At 71.2% G+C, this 15,872-nt stretch carries 17 protein-coding genes; 2 read left to right on the top strand and 15 right to left on the bottom strand.

The annotated features are described in order from the left end of the window. The 3 genes from OHA86_RS23085 to OHA86_RS23075 are packed head-to-tail and all read right to left on the bottom strand — an operon-like array spanning position 1 to position 2,428. On the bottom strand, positions 1-978 hold the full coding sequence (locus OHA86_RS23085) for an ABC transporter substrate-binding protein (protein WP_329178123.1): 978 nt from the start codon (positions 976-978) through the stop codon (positions 1-3). Further along, the gene (locus OHA86_RS23080; RefSeq protein WP_329178120.1) at positions 975-1,706 is read right to left on the bottom strand and encodes an ABC transporter permease; all 732 of its coding nucleotides are present in this window, start codon (positions 1,704-1,706) and stop codon (positions 975-977) included. The genes OHA86_RS23085 and OHA86_RS23080 overlap by 4 nt, the downstream gene beginning before the upstream one ends. Continuing rightward, positions 1,703-2,428, bottom strand: a complete 726-nt coding sequence (locus OHA86_RS23075; RefSeq protein WP_329178118.1) for an ABC transporter permease — start codon at positions 2,426-2,428, stop codon at positions 1,703-1,705. The genes OHA86_RS23080 and OHA86_RS23075 overlap by 4 nt, the downstream gene beginning before the upstream one ends. 114 nt (positions 2,429-2,542) lie before the next feature. Between OHA86_RS23075 and OHA86_RS23070 the strand changes: the two genes are divergently transcribed. Continuing rightward, a complete protein-coding gene (locus OHA86_RS23070; RefSeq protein WP_329178116.1) occupies positions 2,543-3,673 on the top strand; it encodes an ABC transporter ATP-binding protein in 1,131 nt (376 codons plus the stop codon). 11 nt (positions 3,674-3,684) lie between these two features. Here OHA86_RS23070 and OHA86_RS23065 read toward each other — a convergent pair whose 3' ends face one another. The 8 genes from OHA86_RS23065 to OHA86_RS23030 all read right to left on the bottom strand — a co-directional run bounded on the left by OHA86_RS23065 (position 3,685) and on the right by OHA86_RS23030 (position 9,850). Beyond that, positions 3,685-4,122 carry a rhodanese-like domain-containing protein gene (locus OHA86_RS23065; RefSeq protein WP_329178115.1) on the bottom strand — a complete coding sequence of 146 codons (438 nt, stop codon included), beginning with the start codon at positions 4,120-4,122 and terminating at the stop codon, positions 3,685-3,687. Further along, entirely contained in the window at positions 4,122-4,655 is a 534-nt protein-coding gene (locus OHA86_RS23060) for a cysteine dioxygenase (protein WP_329178113.1), read from the bottom strand. The genes OHA86_RS23065 and OHA86_RS23060 overlap by 1 nt, the downstream gene beginning before the upstream one ends. Positions 4,656-5,100: 445 nt before the next feature. Beyond that, positions 5,101-5,592, bottom strand: coding sequence for a DUF3180 domain-containing protein (locus OHA86_RS23055; protein ID WP_329178112.1), 492 nt, complete (start codon positions 5,590-5,592; stop codon positions 5,101-5,103). Positions 5,593-5,636: 44 nt separating this feature from the next. Next, positions 5,637-6,248, bottom strand: coding sequence for a 2-amino-4-hydroxy-6-hydroxymethyldihydropteridine diphosphokinase (gene folK, locus OHA86_RS23050; protein ID WP_329178111.1), 612 nt, complete (start codon positions 6,246-6,248; stop codon positions 5,637-5,639). After that, entirely contained in the window at positions 6,245-6,604 is a 360-nt protein-coding gene (folB, locus tag OHA86_RS23045; RefSeq protein WP_329178109.1) for a dihydroneopterin aldolase, read from the bottom strand. Before folB ends, folK begins: the two co-directional genes overlap by 4 nt. Positions 6,605-6,606: 2 nt before the next feature. Continuing rightward, positions 6,607-7,074, bottom strand: a complete 468-nt coding sequence (locus tag OHA86_RS23040; protein WP_329178108.1) for a nuclear transport factor 2 family protein — start codon at positions 7,072-7,074, stop codon at positions 6,607-6,609. Then, positions 7,071-7,958 carry a dihydropteroate synthase gene (gene folP, locus OHA86_RS23035; protein ID WP_329178106.1) on the bottom strand — a complete coding sequence of 296 codons (888 nt, stop codon included), beginning with the start codon at positions 7,956-7,958 and terminating at the stop codon, positions 7,071-7,073. The genes OHA86_RS23040 and folP overlap by 4 nt, the downstream gene beginning before the upstream one ends. 23 nt (positions 7,959-7,981) lie before the next feature. Further along, positions 7,982-9,850 carry a phosphatidylglycerol lysyltransferase domain-containing protein gene (locus OHA86_RS23030; protein WP_329178104.1) on the bottom strand — a complete coding sequence of 623 codons (1,869 nt, stop codon included), beginning with the start codon at positions 9,848-9,850 and terminating at the stop codon, positions 7,982-7,984. A 211-nt stretch (positions 9,851-10,061) separates the two neighbouring features. Here OHA86_RS23030 and OHA86_RS23025 point away from each other — a divergent pair, with 211 nt between their 5' ends. Next, positions 10,062-11,174 (top strand): alpha/beta hydrolase, encoded by a 1,113-nt coding sequence (locus OHA86_RS23025; RefSeq protein ID WP_329178102.1) that lies wholly within the window; start codon positions 10,062-10,064, stop codon positions 11,172-11,174. Positions 11,175-11,237: 63 nt separating this feature from the next. On the opposite strand, the gene folE is transcribed toward OHA86_RS23025, so the two are convergent. The 4 genes from folE to tilS all read right to left on the bottom strand — a co-directional run bounded on the left by folE (position 11,238) and on the right by tilS (position 15,831). Next, a complete protein-coding gene (gene folE, locus OHA86_RS23020) occupies positions 11,238-11,846 on the bottom strand; it encodes a GTP cyclohydrolase I FolE (protein WP_329178100.1) in 609 nt (202 codons plus the stop codon). Between the two features lie 125 nt (positions 11,847-11,971). Then, positions 11,972-14,026, bottom strand: coding sequence for an ATP-dependent zinc metalloprotease FtsH (gene ftsH, locus OHA86_RS23015; protein WP_329178099.1), 2,055 nt, complete (start codon positions 14,024-14,026; stop codon positions 11,972-11,974). 211 nt (positions 14,027-14,237) lie between these two features. Further along, positions 14,238-14,792, bottom strand: coding sequence for a hypoxanthine phosphoribosyltransferase (gene hpt / locus OHA86_RS23010; RefSeq protein ID WP_329178097.1), 555 nt, complete (start codon positions 14,790-14,792; stop codon positions 14,238-14,240). A gap of 43 nt (positions 14,793-14,835) precedes the next feature. Further along, a complete protein-coding gene (gene tilS, locus OHA86_RS23005) occupies positions 14,836-15,831 on the bottom strand; it encodes a tRNA lysidine(34) synthetase TilS (RefSeq protein ID WP_329178095.1) in 996 nt (331 codons plus the stop codon). Between the last annotated feature and the right edge of the window lie 41 nt (positions 15,832-15,872).

Genomic DNA, 15,872 nt, shown 5'->3' with positions numbered 1-15,872 from the left:
TCACAGGCCCTTGGACTTGAGGTAGTCGGCCGCGACATCGGCGGGCTTCTGGCGTTCCGCGTCGACCTTCCTGTTCAGCTCGGTGAGGTCGGCGGTGGTGAGGACCTGGGTGAGCTTGTCCAGGGCGGCGGCGACGTCCGGGGCGCCGGCGTCCTTGGCATTGACCACGGGCAGGAGGTTGTCGGCGTTCTGCAAGTGCTTGTCGTCGGTCAGCAGCACCAGGCCGAACTGGTCGAGGGTGGCGTCGGTGGTGGTGGTCAGCACCAGCTGGTCGGTGCCGTCCTTGACGGCCTGCTTCGACTGGGTGGTGCCGACACCCTTGGGGTCGATCGAGGCGACGTCGATGCCGTAGGTCTTCTTCAACCCGGGCGAGCAGAAGACCCGGTCGGGGCATTCGTCGCCGGCCGCCAATTTGATCTTGAGATGGGCCGCACCAAGATCGGAAAGGGTCTTGAGGTGGTGCTGATCTGCGAAGTCCTTGGTGACCGCAAAAGCATTCTGGTCGACGGCCTGGCCGACCGGCAGCACCTTGAGGCCGCGCGGTTCGGCGAGCTTGGTCAGCGCGGCCACCGTGGCGGTGACATCGCTGGAGGCGACCGGCGCGGCCTTGGCGCCATTGGCCTTGGTGTTCAGGAACTCCGCGAGCGTCGCGGCGTATTCCGGCACGACGTCGATCTGGCCCTTCTCCAGCGCCGGTTCATACAGCTCGCGGTTCTCCAGGGTCTTCACCGAGGTGTGATAACCGGCATTGGCCAGCACCTTGGCGTACAGCTCGGCGAGGACGGCGCTCTCGGTGAAGCCGGCCGAGCCGATCACCAGGTCCTTGTTCCCCCCCGCCGCGGCGGAGCCGCCGGCCGGGGCGGACGAGGAGTCCGAGTCGTTCTTCTTCTCCAGGCTGTCGCCACCGCAGCCGGCCACGCCCGTCAGCAGCAGGGCGGCGGCCAGGGCCGTACCGGCGACGCGTAGACGTCCGTTCATGAGTGTGTCGCTCCAGACAGTGAGGAGATGGATGAGGTGGGGGGGCTTGCGGGGGTCACGGGGGTGCGCCGGCGGCGCATGGGGTCGAGAATCCGCTGGAGGGCCAGCAGGACGCCTTCGACCAGCAGCGCGAGGGCGGCGACCAGCACCGCGCCCGCGACCACCTGGGCGGTGATCTGCCGGTTGAAGCCCGCGGTGATGATCCGTCCCAGGCCGCCGAATCCGGCCAGCGCGGCCAGCGTGGCGGTGGCGATCACCTGGACGGCGGCGCTTCTGACACCGGTCCAGATCAGCGGGAAGGCCAGCGGCAGTTCGATCCTGAACAGCACCTGCGGGCCGGTCATCCCCATGCCGCGGGCGGCCTCCACCACATCGGGGTCGACCTCGCGCATCCCGACGTAGGCGTTGGTGATCAGCGGCGGCACCGAGAACAGCACCAGGGCGATGATCACCGGCCAGTCGCTGTCGGAGCCGATGAGCAGCAGCAGGATGGTGAGCACGGCGAAGGTGGGGATCGCCCGGCCGATGTTGGAGATGTTGATGGCCAGGGTGCCGCCACGGCCGTAGTGGCCGAGGACGAGGGCCAGCGGGAGGGCCGTCACCAGGGCGAAGCCCAGCGAGACCCCGCTGAAGTAGAGGTGTTCCGACAGGCGGTGGACGACGCCGTCCTGACCCGACCAGTTGGTACCGGTGGTGAGCCAGTCCCAGGCTCCGCCGATGGCGCTCACGGGGTGGCCACCTTTTCCGCGTCGGTCATTCTTCGGGTCCTGCGCTGCTTGCCGCGGCCCTTGTGCCGCCACGGCGTCAGCAGCCACTGCACGCCGAGCAGCAGCGCGTCGGCCAGCAGGGCGATGACGACGCAGAGCACGGACGCGGCGAGCACCTGCGCCCGGAAGTTGCTGTCGATGCCGGATTTGAGCAGATTGCCCAGGCCGCCGTAGTCGATGATCGCGCCGACCGTGGTGAGCGCTACGGTGGAGACCGTGGCGATCCGCAGTCCGGCCATCAGCGCGGGCAGCGCGAGCGGCAGCTCGACGCCGAACAGCAGCCGCAGCGGCCCGTACCCCATGGCGCGGGCGGCCTCGGTGACGTCGGCGGGGACCGATTCGAGGCCCGCGAGGATGTTGCGGACCAGGATCGTCAGCGAGTACAGCACCAGGCCGGTGACGACCAGCGAGGGTGAGATGCCGAACACCGGCAGCAGCAGCGAGAACATCGCCAGCGACGGCACCGTGTAGAGGATCGTGGTGATCGCGAGCACCGGGCCTGTGGCGAGCCGCCAGCGGCGTGCGATCAGCGCCAGCGGGAAGGCCACGAGCAGGCCGATCGCCACCGAGACGGCGGTGATCCAGAGGTGCTGGAGCGTCGCGTCGGTGAGTTCGTGCCGGTAGTTGCGGAGATATTTCCCGCACACCCAGTCGTTCGCGACCAGGCAGTTCTCGGAAGCCATGGCGGTGAGCTTAGCGCCGCGTGACGACATTCCAGCCATCTCGCCACATTCCTGCAACACTTCTGACATGTCACGCGAGCAGAGTTACGCTGACCGGCCCCGAGTTGAGGACGCATGATCAGATTCGAGAACGTCAGCAAGCGCTACGCCGACGGCACCATCGCCGTGGACGGGCTGTCCTTCGAGGTCGGCGCGGGCGAGCTCGTCACGCTGGTCGGTCCGTCCGGCTGCGGCAAGACCACCACCATGAAGATGGTCAACCGGCTCATCGAGCCCACCAGCGGGCGCATCCTGCTCGACGGCGAGGACATAGCGGCCATGGAGCCGGTGAAGCTGCGCCGCCGTATCGGCTACGTCATCCAGCAGGGCGGGCTCTTCCCGCACAAGTCCGTGCTGGACAACACCGCGGCCGTGCCCGCGCTGCTCGGCTGGAAGAAGGCCGCCGCCAGGTCGCGGGCCGCGGAACTGCTCGACCTGGTCGGCCTGGACCCGGCGACCTTCGGCTCCCGCTACCCCGACCAGCTCTCCGGCGGTCAGCGGCAGCGGGTCGGAGTGGCGCGGGCGCTGGCCGCCGACCCGCCCGTCCTGCTGATGGACGAGCCCTTCGGCGCGGTCGACCCGGTCGTACGGGAGCGGTTGCAGACCGAATTCCTCAACCTCCAGGCCCAGGTCCGCAAGACCGTGCTCTTCGTCACGCACGACATCGAGGAGGCCGTACGCCTCGGCGACCGGATGGCCGTCTACGGCGAGGGCCGCATCGAGCAGTACGACTCCCCCGCGACCGTGCTCGGCGCGCCGGCGACGCCTTATGTCGCCGAATTCGTCGGCGCCGACCGCGGGCTCAAGCGGCTGTCGGTGACCGCGATCAGGCCCGAGGACCTCGAACCGGCGCCCACGGTCCGCCTCGACGAGGACGCCGCCGCGGCCGGCGCGCGGCTGCGCGAGCAGGAGGCGCGCTGGGGCGTCGTCCTCGACGCGGACGGCGCCCTGCACGGCTGGGTCCGGGCGGACGCGCTCACCTCCGAAGGGAAGGGCACGGTACGCGAGCACGCCCGCCGCTCGCAGGCGTCGGTGCCGGCGGAGGCCAGCTTGAAGCAGGCGTTCAGCGTGATGCTGCAGCACGACGCGGGCTGGGTCGCCGTCATCGACGGCGACCGCTTCCTCGGAGTGCTCACCCCGGCCCGGCTGCACGAGGCGCTGCGGCGCTCGGTGCGGGACGGGGACGCCGTCGAGTCCGTCGGCTGAACCGGCCGCGCTCACCCGCCGGCGCCGTCCGCCGCGATGGACGGCGTCGGGCGGGTCGGTGTGCCGTCCGGCGCCACCACCGGCAGGCCCGCCGCCCGCCAGGCCTGGAAGCCGCCGACCAGATCCGTGGCATGGGGCAGGCCAAGGCTGTGCAGGGAAGCCGCGGCAAGGGTGGAGGCGTAGCCCTCGTTGCAGATCACCACGACCGGCAGGTCGTACGACGCCACCTGCGGCAGGCGGTGCGTGCCGGCCGGGTCGAGCCGCCACTCCAGCTCATTGCGCTCGACTATGGCCGCGCCCGGGATCGTTCCGTCGCGGTCCCGCAGGGCCGCGTAGCGGATGTCGACCAGCAGCGCACCCTCCTGGGCCGCGCCGGCCGCCTCAGCGGGGCCGAGGCGGCGGTACGTGGCCCGGAGCGCGGCGAGCTGCTCGTCTATGGACCGCGCCATCACCATTCCTCGGGGCGTTCGACCAGTTCGAGCCGGAAGGTGCTGCCCTTGCGGCTGTAGCGGCGGATCAGCGGCAGCGGCGGGTAGTACGCGTGCACCGACACGGCGTGCGTGGTCTGCGAACGGTTCTCCACCTGGTGCACGTGGTGCCGCCCGAACGCCCGGCCCTCGCCCTCCGGCAGCACCCGGCTGCGGTCCAGGCCGTCGGCCAGCTCCAGCGAACGCCAGCCCTCCGAGGGCAGCGGCACGGACAGCGACTCCTCGGTCAGCTCACCGGCGGCGGTCACGAACACGCCGTACGAGCCGCCGTGGTCGTGCCAGCCGGTCTCGGCGCCGGGCGGCCACCCGATCAGCCACGCCTCGGCGCCGCCGGGGCCTTCCAGCCGCACCCAGGTGCGGCCCTCGGGGTCGAGCGGGAGATCGCGGACGAGCGTCGCGTCCGCGGCGGTGCGCTTGGCGAAGTCCAGCAGTTCCGCGGCGGTCGGCGCGGTGCGCGGCGTGGTGGTCTGCGAGGACGCGTGCGCGGTAGACAAGGGTTACCACCCTGGAGTCAGGTGCCGCGGCAACATCACGCGGCGGGATGAACGGTGGACAGGAGGCGCGGGTCAGCGCGCGGCCGTACACACGCAGCCCGCGTACCGGAGGAGGTCCAGGTGGACCCTCCGGTGCAGGCGGAGTGCGAACACGTTCACACTCCGACCCAACCATGGGGATGCCCCGCGGGTCAACTCACCCGCCACTCGCGGTGCCCGCGGCCAGGGGCCTGCCACCTGCGGTGGGCCCGCTGCCCGCCGCTGCGTGGGGGCTGCGCCCCTTGGGGGTGCCGCTTGCCGTGGCCCCGCTTCTCTCCCACGGCCGTGGTTGCGCGCGCAGTTCCCCGCGCCCCTGGGGCCGCTTGCCGTGGCCCCGCTACTTTCCCGCCGCCGTGGCTGGGCGCGCAGTTCCCCGCGGCCCTGCGTGGGCACCCCGAGCAACCGTTCAGCGGTGGTGCGCGTGGGCGCCCGGAGGGGCGTCCTCGTCGTCGGGGAGTTTGCAGACGCGCTCAAGGAATATGGCCGCCGCCACCACGGCGATCCCGGCGAGGAACGCCAGGCCGGCGTAGACGGCCTGGTGCCGGCGGGGATCCATGTCGAGCTTGTACATGATGAGGTAGATGCACGCCCCGCCGTACATTCCCGCGACGAGCGAGGCGACCAGCGCGCTGGCCTGGCCGAAGACCACCGCCCGGGCGGCGGCCAGCGGGTCGACGCCCTTGGCGCCGGGGCGCCGCTCGCGCTGGGCGCGCAGCCGGGAGCGCAGCGAGAGCGCCGTGGCGAAGAGGGCGACGGCGATCAGGGCGAGGACGATGGGCGCGGCCACGGGGACGCCCGGGAGCGTGCCGACCGTGTCCCACAGGCGGGCCGCGGACCAGGCGATCACCACCGCGATCGCGAAGAGCCCCGCCAGCATCCTGATCCGCAGTGTCCTCACCGAGTGCCCGCCTCCACGTCGTTGTTGTCTACCGGTCGCAACGATTACTCGGGCAGCCGGAGTTCCACGTCGTCACGGCGCTCGACACCCTGCCGGCCGGTGGCCGCGAGCAGTTCGGCGACCGGACCCCGGCCGGGCACGACCGCGGCCGGGTCGATGTCGTACCACGGTACGAGGACGAAGCCCCGCTCGTGGGCCCGGGGGTGGGGCAGGGTGAGCGCGGGGTCGTCGGAGACGACGCCCTGGTAGGCGACGATGTCGACGTCGATGGTGCGCGGACCCCAGCGCTCGGCCCGTACCCGAAGGTAGGCCTCCTCGATGGCGTGGGCGCGCTCCAGCAGCGAGGCGGGGGGCAGGGTGGTGCGCAGGAGGACGACGGCGTTGAAGTAGCCGGGCTGGGTGCCGGGCTCGACGCCCCACGGCTCGGTCTCGTACACCGGGGAGACGGCCTTGACCCGGACGCCGGGGGTGTCCTCCAGCGCGTCCACGGCGCCTTGCAGGGTCTCCAGCCGGTTGCCGAGGTTGCCGCCCAGCGAGATCACGGCGGTCTGCGGGTTCTGCAGCGTGCTGTCCGCCGCGTCGACGGCGGCGACGACCGACGCGGGCACGGGCTGGACGGTGGGGTCTGCGGACTGCTCCGGCCATTCGGCGGTCACGGGCGCCTCCGGGTGATGGTCACGGTCACGTCGTCGAAGGGCACGGTGATGGGCGCGTCGGGCTTGTGCACGGTCACCTCGACCTCCTGCACCGCCTCGTGCCCCAGGCAGGTGTCGGCGATGCGCTGGGCAAGGGTCTCGATGAGGTCGACGGGCTCGCCTGCGACGACGGCCGCGACCTCCTCGGCGACCACACCGTAGTGCACGGTCCTGTCGAGGTCGTCACCGGCCGCCGCCGGGGAGGTGTCCAGGCCCATCACCAGGTCGATCACGAAGATCTGGCCGTTCTCCCGCTCGTGCTGGAAGACGCCGTGGTTTCCGCGCACCTTCAGGCCGTGCAGCGCGACTCGGTCCACCGTCACTCCTCGTGTTCTGCTTCTTCTGTCTCGTCGTCGTCCTCCGCCAGCACCGGCGAGCCGTGGTGCACCCACAGCCGCCAGCCGTCGGCGGTGCGGCGGAAGACGTTGGTGGCCACCACCAGGCCGCCGACCAGCGAGCCGGCCGAGCCGTCGTCCTCCGCGGGGCCGCCGGTGAGGATGTTCTCGGTGCAGGTCACGACGGCCGCGTCGCCGTCCACGCCGACCTCGACGTCGGTGAGGAAGAACTGGATGTAGTCGGTGTTGGCCATGATCAGCGCGAAGGACCGCATCACCTCGCGGCGCCCGCGCAGCACCGGCCAGCCGGGGTGGACGACGGCGACGGACTCGGCGAGCGGTCCGTCGAGCACCACCGACTCCAGCGCGTCGAGGTCGGAATTCTCCACGGCGTCGTAGAAGGCCTGGTTGGCCCGCTCGACCGCGCGTGCTTCTGCCGTCCTCGGCGTCATGCGCCCTCCCCTGCCACGGTCCGACCCGCGGCTGTCTCGATGGCCCGCGCCACCCGTACGGCGTCGGCGCTCGCGTGCACCTCGTGCACCCGCACCGCCCAGGCGCCCTCGCGGGCGGCGAGGGCGGTGACCGCGGCGGTGGCCGCGTCCCTTTCCCTGGCCGGCGGCGGATCGCCGGCGGCGCCGGCCAGGACGCGGCCGAGGAAGCGTTTGCGCGACGCGGCCACCAGCAGCGGGCGGCCGAGCGCGCGCAGGGCGCCGAGGTGGGCGAGCAGGGTGAGGTCGTGGCCGGCCTCCTTGGCGAAGCCCAGCCCCGGGTCGAGAACGATACGGGCCGGGTCGACGCCGCCCGCCACCGCCCGGTCGAGTCCGGTGCGCAGCTCGGCGACGACCTCGGCGAGGACGTCGCCGTAGACGGCGCGGTTGTTCATGTCGATGCTCTGGCCGCGCCAGTGCATGACCACGAAGGGCACCTGGGCCGCGGCCACCACCGGGATCATCGCCGGGTCGGCCTGGCCGCCGCTGACGTCGTTGACCAGCCTGGCGCCCGCTGCGACGGCCTGCTCGGCGACGGCGGCCCGCATCGTGTCGACGCTGACCAGCACGCCGGCCGCGGCCAGTTCGCGGACCACGGGGAGCACCCGGCGCAGTTCCTCGGCCTCGTCGACCCGGGCGGCACCCGGCCGGGTCGACTCACCGCCGACGTCGACGATGTCGGCGCCCTGGACGACCAGGTCGAGGCCGTGCTTGACGGCGACGTCCGGGTCGAACCACCGCCCGCCGTCGGAGAACGAGTCGGGCGTGACATTCACCACGCCCATGACCGCGCAGCGGTCCCACTCCGGCAGTCCGACGGGTCCGGCGGGACCCTGCTGGGTAGTCATGCGCCCAGCGTAGGCGGTAGGGGTCAGGCGACCGCACTCCGCTTGCCCGAGTCCCCTGACATCCCCGCGGTCCCGCCGGGCGGGGCGGCGTAGCCCGTGCGGTGCCGGTGCGGCGGGCGGTCGGCGCGGCCTGGCAGGAAGCGCTGGACAGCGGCGGGCAGCGGCAGCGACAGGGTGACGAAACCCTCGGCCTGCATGATCGCGAAGCCGATCCGCGGCAGGTCCCGGGAGTTGGGGAAGACCAGGAAGCGCGGCACCCAGTCCGGCTGGAATTTCGCGTTGAATTTGTACAGCGACTCGATCTGGAACCAGCGGGACAGGAAGACCAGCAGGCCGCGCCAGCCGCGCAGCACCGGTCCCGCGCCGATCCGCTCGCCGCGGGCCAGGGCGGAGCGGAACATCGCGAAGTTCAGCGACACCCTGACCACGCCCAGCGCCGGGGCCTGCTGGAGCGCGGCGACGATCAGCAGCTCGTTCAGGCCGGGGTCGGCGCTGCGGTCGCGCCGCATCAGCTCCAGCGACATGCCGTCAGGACCCCAGGGCACGAAGTGCAGCACGGCCCGCAGGTCGCCCAGCTCGGGGTGCGGGGCGCCTGGTTCACGGTCCTTGTGGGCGGTGACGACGACGCAGTCGCCGTCCAGGTCCTCGCCGAAGCGGCCGAGCGCCATCGAGAAGCCGCGCTCGGTGTCGGTGCCGCGCCAGGCGTCGGCGGCCAGCCGTACCTTCTGCTTCTCGCCCTCGGTCAGCTCCCGCACCCGGCGCACCCGGCATACATAGCCGGACCGTTCGATCCGCTTGACCATCTGCCGCACATTGCGCATGGCGCGACCTTCGAGGGTGAAGTCCGCGGCATTGACGATGGCCTCGTCGCCCAGTTCCAGCGCGTCCAGGCCGGTCTCCCGGGTCCACACCTCGCCGCCGGTCTCGCTGCACCCGACGACGGCCGGCAGCCAGGCGTGCGCGCGGGCCAGCTCCATGAACCGCTCGATGGCGCCGGGCCAGGCCTCGACATCGCCGATCGGGTCGCCGCCGGCCAGTGCCACGCCCGAGACCACCCGGTAGCAGACCGCGGCCTTGCCGCTGGCCGAGAAGACCACGGACTTGTCGCGGCGCAGCGCGAAGTGGCCGAGCGAGTCGCGGGCGCCGTGCCGGGTCAGCAGGGCGCGCAGCCGGTCCTCGTCGGCCTCGCTCAGCTCCGCGACCGGGCGGCCGGGGCGCAGCGCGAGGTAGACGGTGGAGATCGCGATGAGCAGGCCGAGGCCGCCCAGCGAGTAGCCGACCAGGTCGTTGACCCGGTCGCTGGTGTACGTGACCGGCCCCTCGAAGCCGAACAGGCCGAACAGCACGTGCTCGCAGCGGTCCAGCAGGCCCGGGCTGCCGCGCTCGGAGGACGGGTGGGCGCTGGTGATGACCAGGCCGAGGGAGAAGGCGACCGCGCTCAGCCCGACGAAGTTCAGCAGCGCGCGCCAGCGGGTGCGCGGGTCGGACAGCGCGGTGAACTCCTGCCGGTGCACCAGCAGTACGGCCATCAGGGCGAGGGAGACGCCGACTCCGAAGAAGGAGTGACGGTAGATCAGCTGGGTGGCGGCGCCGACCGGCAGCAGGAGGACGGCGGCCCACCAGGCCCGCTGTTTACCGCGTTTGAGCGCGTGCGCCAGCATCAGCAGCAGGATGCCGGTGACCACGGACGTCGCGGCGGCCAGCGAGCTGACCGTGCCGGGGAAGACCGCGGCCATATGGTGCATCCGGCCGTTGCGGAAGGCCGGGAAGATCGCCGACACGACGTCGAGCAGGCCGATCACGGCCGTCGCCGTTCCAATGATCTTGGGTACGGCCGCGGACCGCACAGGCCAGCGGTGCCGGCGCAAGGCCGGCTGCCGGTCAGCGGACATCGTCCACCGCCGACGGAACCCGGTCCGGGATTTCGCCCTCTACCAGTACAGACATGGGTCACCAAACCACAGCATCACCGGGAATCACGGGATTATCCCGCAATCTGCTCCAGTACGAATAATTTGCGCCCTCTAGGACGCGAACTCTGCCGTCCGGGTTCCGTCCGGAGCGGCGCAACTGGACGCCGACGCAGAAAGTACACCTGCCGACATGGGTCTCACGAGTAACAAGGTGCTGCTCGCCGCCGCGCTGCTCGCACTGGCGCTGTTCGTCCTCACAGTGTGGCTGTGGCCGCGACTGGCCAAGCGCGGTCCGCTGGCGGTGCTGGCCAGGATCGGCGTGCTGCTGGGGACCCAGCTGGCGCTGATCGCCGCGCTGGCGCTGACGGCGAACTCCTCCTTCGGCTTCTACGCCTCGTGGGCCGACCTGTTCGGCCGCAACACCACGCCGGGTGTCGTGGTGGACCACGCGGCCGGCTCACCGACCGAGGGCGCCCTCCAGGTGCTCGGCACCCTCCACGTCAACGTGGCCGGCGGCACGGTGCCGCGGATAGGGGGCCAGATCCAGAAGGTCGCCGTGGGCGGCGGCCCCTCGGGCATCAGTACGACGGCGTACGTCTACCTGCCGCCCGAATACTTCAAGGACGCGCGGAGCCGCTTCCCGGTGGCGGTGGTGCTCACCGGCTACCCGGGGACCGCCGAGGCCCTCTACAAGAAGCTCAAGTACCCGGCGATAGCCGCCGGACAGGTGCAGCACAAGGCCGCCCGGCCGATGATCCTGGTCATGATGCGGCCCACCGTCGCGCCGCCGCGCGACACCGAGTGCACGGACGTGCCCGGCGGACCGCAGACCGAGACCTTCTTCAGCACCGATCTGCCGAAGGCGCTGGAGGCCCGCTACCGGGTCGGCGCGGACGCGGCGAGCTGGGGCATCATCGGCGACTCCACGGGCGGCTACTGCGCCCTCAAGCTCGCGCTGCGCAACCCTGGCGCCTACTCCACCGCGGTGGGCCTGTCGGCGGACTACGGCGCCCCCAAGGACGCCACCACCGGCGACCTCTACGGCGGCAGTGCGGCCCGCCGCCGCGAGAACGACCTGATGTGGCGGCTCGGCCACCTTCCGCACCCCGCGGTGAACCTGCTGGTGACCAGCAGCCGGCAGGGCGAGCACAACTACCGCGACACCCTGCGCTTCATCTCGCTGGCGGGCGGCCCGACCAAGGTCTCCTCGATCATCCTGCCGGTCGGCGGCCACAATTTCACCACCTGGTCGCGGGAGATCCCTCCCGCCCTGGAGTGGCTCAGCGCCCACCTGACGCCCTGAAAGGCGCAGCCTTGCCGCACGGCTCAGCCCGGCCGCACGGCTCAGCCCGGCGCGGTCAGGCGCTCAGCCGCGACCGATGATCAGGCTCATCGCCTCGGAGCGGGTGGCCGGGTCACGCAGCTGCCCCCGCACCGCGGACGTGATCGTCTTGGCACCCGGCTTGCGCACGCCCCGCATCGTCATGCACATGTGCTCGCACTCCACGACCACGATCACCCCGCGCGGTTCGAGTATCCGCATCAGGGCGTCGGCGATCTGCGTGGTGAGGCGTTCCTGCACCTGCGGGCGCCGGGCGTAGACGTCGACCAGTCGGGCCAGCTTCGACAGGCCGGTGATCTTGCCGCTGGCCGAGGGGATGTAGCCGACGTGCGCGACGCCGACGAAGGGCACCAGGTGGTGCTCGCACGAGGACATCACCTCGATGTCCTTGACCAGCACCATCTCGTCGTGGCCGAGGTCGAAGGTGGTGGTCAGCACATCCTCCGGTTCCTGCCACAGGCCGGAGAAGATCTCCCGGTAGGCGCGGGCCACCCGGTCCGGGGTCTCCCGCAGGCCCTCCCGGTCGGGGTCCTCACCGACGGCGAGCAGCAGCTCGCGGACGGCGGCGGCGACCCGCTTCTCGTCGTACTCGCAGATCCGGCTGGCGCCGTCGAGTGTCACGGGGTCCGTCATGGTGCCTCGTTCCTGCTGCTCATGCGGTCGGCCGGGTGCCGCGACGACGAAAAGGGCCGCGGCCCCAAGGATAAAACCCCGGGGCCGCGGCCTTCATTCCGGGATACTCCCGGACCTGCGGCTTCTCAGCTGTCGGACCTGCCGTCCTCGGGCAGCTCGACGGGTTCCACGGCCGGCTTGGCCGTGGAGATCGCCGCCGGGCCGTTGCCGTTGGCGGGCGGCTGGCTGCCGTTGGTCAGCGCCAGCTCCTTCGGCGAGAGCACCGGGGGCCGGGTGGACGGCGTACGCCGGGCGGACCCGGTCCAGGCCGGACGCGGCGGACGCTTGACGATCTGGGCGAAGATCTCGGCGATCTCCTCCTTGTTCAGCGTCTCCCGCTCCAGCAGGGCCAGCACGAGGTTGTCCAGGACGTCGCGGTTCTCGACCAGGATCTCCCAGGCCTCGTTGTGCGCCGTCTCGATCAGCTTCTTGACCTCCTCGTCCACCAGCCCGGCGACCTCTTCCGAGTAGTCGCGCTGGTGACCCATCTCACGGCCGAGGAAGGGCTCGGAGTCGCTGGAGCCGAACTTGATCGCGCCCAGCCGCTCGGTCATGCCGTACTGGGTGACCATCGCGCGGGCCGTGGTGGTGGCCTTCTCGATGTCGTTGGACGCGCCGGTGGTCGGGTCGTGGAAGACCAGTTCCTCCGCCGCCCGGCCGCCCATCATGTAGGCGAGCTGGTCGAGCATCTCGTTGCGCGTGGTCGAGTACTTGTCCTCGTCGGGCAGCACCATCGTGTAGCCCAGGGCGCGGCCGCGGGACAGGATCGTCACCTTGTGCACCGGGTCGGAGTTCGGTGAGGCCGCCGCGACCAGGGCGTGTCCGCCCTCGTGGTACGCGGTGATCTTCTTCTCCTTGTCCGACATGATGCGGGTGCGCTTCTGCGGCCCGGCCACGACCCGGTCGATGGCCTCGTCCAGGACGTAGTTGTCGATGAGCTTCTTGTCGCCGCGGGCGGTGAGCAGCGCCGCTTCATTCAGCACATTGCTCAGGTCCGCGCCGGTGAAGCCGGGGGTGCGGCGGGCGACGGCCATCAGGTCGACGTCCGGCGCGATCGGCTTGCCCTTCTGGTGGACCGTGAGGATCTCCAGCCGGCCCTGCAGGTCCGGCGGGTCGACCGCGATCTGCCGGTCGAACCGGCCCGGGCGCAGCAGCGCCGGGTCGAGGATGTCGGGCCGGTTGGTGGCGGCGATCAGAATCACGCCGCCCTTCACGTCGAAGCCGTCCATCTCGACCAGCAGCTGGTTGAGAGTCTGCTCACGCTCGTCGTGGCCACCGCCGAGGCCCGCACCGCGGTGCCGGCCGACGGCGTCGATCTCGTCGACGAAGACGATCGCCGGGGCATTGGCCTTGGCCTGTTCGAACAGGTCACGGACCCGGCTGGCACCGACACCGACGAACATCTCGACGAAGTCGGAACCGGAGATCGAGTAGAACGGCACGCCCGCCTCACCGGCGACGGCCCGTGCCAGCAGGGTCTTGCCGGTGCCGGGGCGGCCGTAGAGCAGCACGCCCTTGGGAATCTTGGCGCCGACGGCCTGGAACTTGGCGGGCTCCTGCAGGAACTCCTTGATCTCCTGGAGCTCCTCCACCGCCTCGTCGCAGCCCGCGACGTCGGAGAACGTCGTCTTGGGGGTGTCCTTGGTGATCAGTTTGGCCTTGGACTTCCCGAACTGCATGACGCGCGAACCGCCGCCCTGCATCTGGTTCATCAGGAAGAGGAAGACCACCACGATCAGCACGAAGGGCAGCAGCGACAGCAGGATGCCGAGGAAGGCGTTCTGCTTGGACTGCGAGACGGTGTACTTGTCCGGGAGCTGGACCCCCGCCACCTTGCCGTCCACGATCTTCTGCAGGTCCGCGGCGATCGCGGCGCCCTGGTCGCCGATGTAGCTCGCCCGGACCTTGGAGCTGCCCTCGATCTTGATGCCGTTTTTGAGCTGGACCTTGATGGAGTTGTCGTCCCCGGTGGTCAGCTCGGCTGATTTGGCCTGGTTGGTGTCGATCGCATGCAAGACCGCGCCGGTGTCCACCGTCTTGTAGCCGCCGCCGGACCCGACGACCTGCATCAACACGACCACGGCGAGGACAGCCAGCACGATCCACATCACTGGCCCACGGAAATAGCGCTTCACGTCCATCCATGCGGGGCGAAACCGCCCCGTCCCTCCTGCCACAGTGAGGCACGGACGCCTGTTGGCGGCGCGTGCATCCGGTGTTGTATTGACCCGACCTTCGGACGGTACCCCAGCATTGTCACCCGAGGGCGCCGCCGACTGTTAACCAACCCGCTTTCCCCTGCTCCAACGCCGGGAAAACGGCATCGGTTCCCCGAACCGCCCGCCCGGCGGCTCAGCCACCGTAGACGTGCGGGGCAAGGGTGCCGACGAAGGGAAGATTCCGGTACTTCTCGGCATAGTCCAGGCCGTAGCCCACGACGAACTCGTTGGGAATGTCGAAGCCGGTGTACTTCACGTCGAGCTCGACCTTGGCCGCCTCGGGCTTGCGCAGCAGCGTGCAGACCTCCAGGGAGGCCGGGCCGCGCGAGCCGAGGTTGCTGATCAGCCAGGAGAGGGTAAGCCCCGAGTCGATGATGTCCTCGACGATCAGCACGTCCCGGCCCGCGATGTCGGTGTCCAGGTCCTTGAGGATGCGGACCACACCGGAGGACTTGGTGCCGGCCCCGTAGGAGGACACCGCCATCCAGTCCATGGTGACCTCGCTGGACAGGGCGCGGGCCAGGTCCGCCATCACCATGACGGCGCCCTTGAGGACGCCCACGATCAGCAGGTCCTTGCCCGCGTAGTCCCGGTCGATCTCCGCGGCCAGCTCCACCAGTTTGGCGTCGATCTCTGCCTTGGAGAGGAGCACTTTCTCCAGGTCGGTGCCCATGTCGATCTCGTTCACTGCCTGGTACGTCCCTCAGCTGCTCGGGTCCACGTCGGCGCCCTTACGACGGCGAGAACACCAGTCTGCCATTGGCCCGCAGCACAGCGACGCCGCCCGGCAGGTTGAGCGCCTTCTGCCCGTGCCAGCCGGTGACCAGCCGGTCCACCTCCTCGATGTGCCGGGCGAAGAGGAAGCCCGGCGGCGAGCCGGCGGCGATGGCCGATCTGCGCAGCACTCTTCGGCGCACCGCGGCGGGGAGCGTGGCCAGCCGGCGTACGTCGAGGCTGCCGTCGTCGCCCGCCGCGTCGGCCTGCGCGTCCGCCGCCCACTGGTCGAGGGCGTCGGCGTCGTCCCTGGACAGCTGGGCGGTGCGGGCCAGCGCCTCGACGACGCCCTTGCCGAGGGATTTCTCCAGCACCGGCAGCGCCTCGTGCCTGACCCGGGAGCGGGTGTAGGCCGGGTCGTGGTTGTGCGGGTCCTCCCAGACGGTGATGCCCTGGGCGAGACAGCCCTGCCGTACGGTGTCGCGGTCCAGCAGCAGGAAGGGCCGCCGGTAGCGGCCGCCCGCCCCGGAGACCGCGGCCATGCCGGACAGCGAGCGGATACCGGAGCCGCGGGCGAGCCCGAGCAGCACCGTTTCTGCCTGGTCGTCGCGGGTGTGGCCGAGCAGCACGGCGGCGGCGCCGCGCCGGTCGGCGGCGGCGTCGAGCGCCGCGTAACGGGCGTCGCGGGCCGCGGCCTCGGGGCCGCCCTGGCGGCCGACGGTCACACCGACGGCGTCGACCGGGTCGAGGCCGAGCGCGCGCAGCCGGCCGGCCACCTCCTGGGCGCGCACGGCGGAGCCGTCCTGGAGGCCGTGGTCGACGGTGACCGCGCCGGCCCGGACGCCGAGCCGCGGCCCTTCGAAGGCGAGGGCGGCGGCCAGCGCCATGGAGTCGGCCCCGCCGCTGCACGCGGCGAGCACCACGGGGTGCGGGTCGGCGGACGAGCTGAGGACGTCGTGCAGGACGCGGCGGACCGCCAGGCGTATCGCCGCGACCGTGGGGTGGGGTCCCATGTCCGGTTCCCTCCTGAGGAGGCTGTGAGCGGGAGCAGAAG

It is taken from the genome of Streptomyces sp. NBC_01477 (assembly GCF_036227245.1).
GTDB lineage: Bacteria > Actinomycetota > Actinomycetes > Streptomycetales > Streptomycetaceae > Actinacidiphila.
The sequence above is the reverse complement of the archived record's forward strand: the minus strand, read 5'-3'. Positions and strand labels throughout refer to the sequence as shown.

What these genes read in the sequence shown, in the direction of transcription:
- OHA86_RS23070 (WP_329178116.1), top strand. Translation starts at nt 2,543, where the DNA reads ATGATCAGATTCGAGAACGTCAGCAAGCGCTACGCCGACGGCACCATC.
- OHA86_RS23075 (WP_329178118.1), bottom strand. Translation starts at nt 2,428, where the DNA reads ATGGCTTCCGAGAACTGCCTGGTCGCGAACGACTGGGTGTGCGGGAAA.
- OHA86_RS23065 (WP_329178115.1), bottom strand. Translation starts at nt 4,122, where the DNA reads ATGGCGCGGTCCATAGACGAGCAGCTCGCCGCGCTCCGGGCCACGTAC.
- OHA86_RS23085 (WP_329178123.1), bottom strand. Translation starts at nt 978, where the DNA reads ATGAACGGACGTCTACGCGTCGCCGGTACGGCCCTGGCCGCCGCCCTG.
- tilS (WP_329178095.1), bottom strand. Translation starts at nt 15,831, where the DNA reads ATGGGACCCCACCCCACGGTCGCGGCGATACGCCTGGCGGTCCGCCGC.
- ftsH (WP_329178099.1), bottom strand. Translation starts at nt 14,026, where the DNA reads ATGGACGTGAAGCGCTATTTCCGTGGGCCAGTGATGTGGATCGTGCTG.
- OHA86_RS23030 (WP_329178104.1), bottom strand. Translation starts at nt 9,850, where the DNA reads ATGTCCGCTGACCGGCAGCCGGCCTTGCGCCGGCACCGCTGGCCTGTG.
- OHA86_RS23040 (WP_329178108.1), bottom strand. Translation starts at nt 7,074, where the DNA reads ATGACGCCGAGGACGGCAGAAGCACGCGCGGTCGAGCGGGCCAACCAG.
- folP (WP_329178106.1), bottom strand. Translation starts at nt 7,958, where the DNA reads ATGACTACCCAGCAGGGTCCCGCCGGACCCGTCGGACTGCCGGAGTGG.
- OHA86_RS23025 (WP_329178102.1), top strand. Translation starts at nt 10,062, where the DNA reads ATGGGTCTCACGAGTAACAAGGTGCTGCTCGCCGCCGCGCTGCTCGCA.
- folE (WP_329178100.1), bottom strand. Translation starts at nt 11,846, where the DNA reads ATGACGGACCCCGTGACACTCGACGGCGCCAGCCGGATCTGCGAGTAC.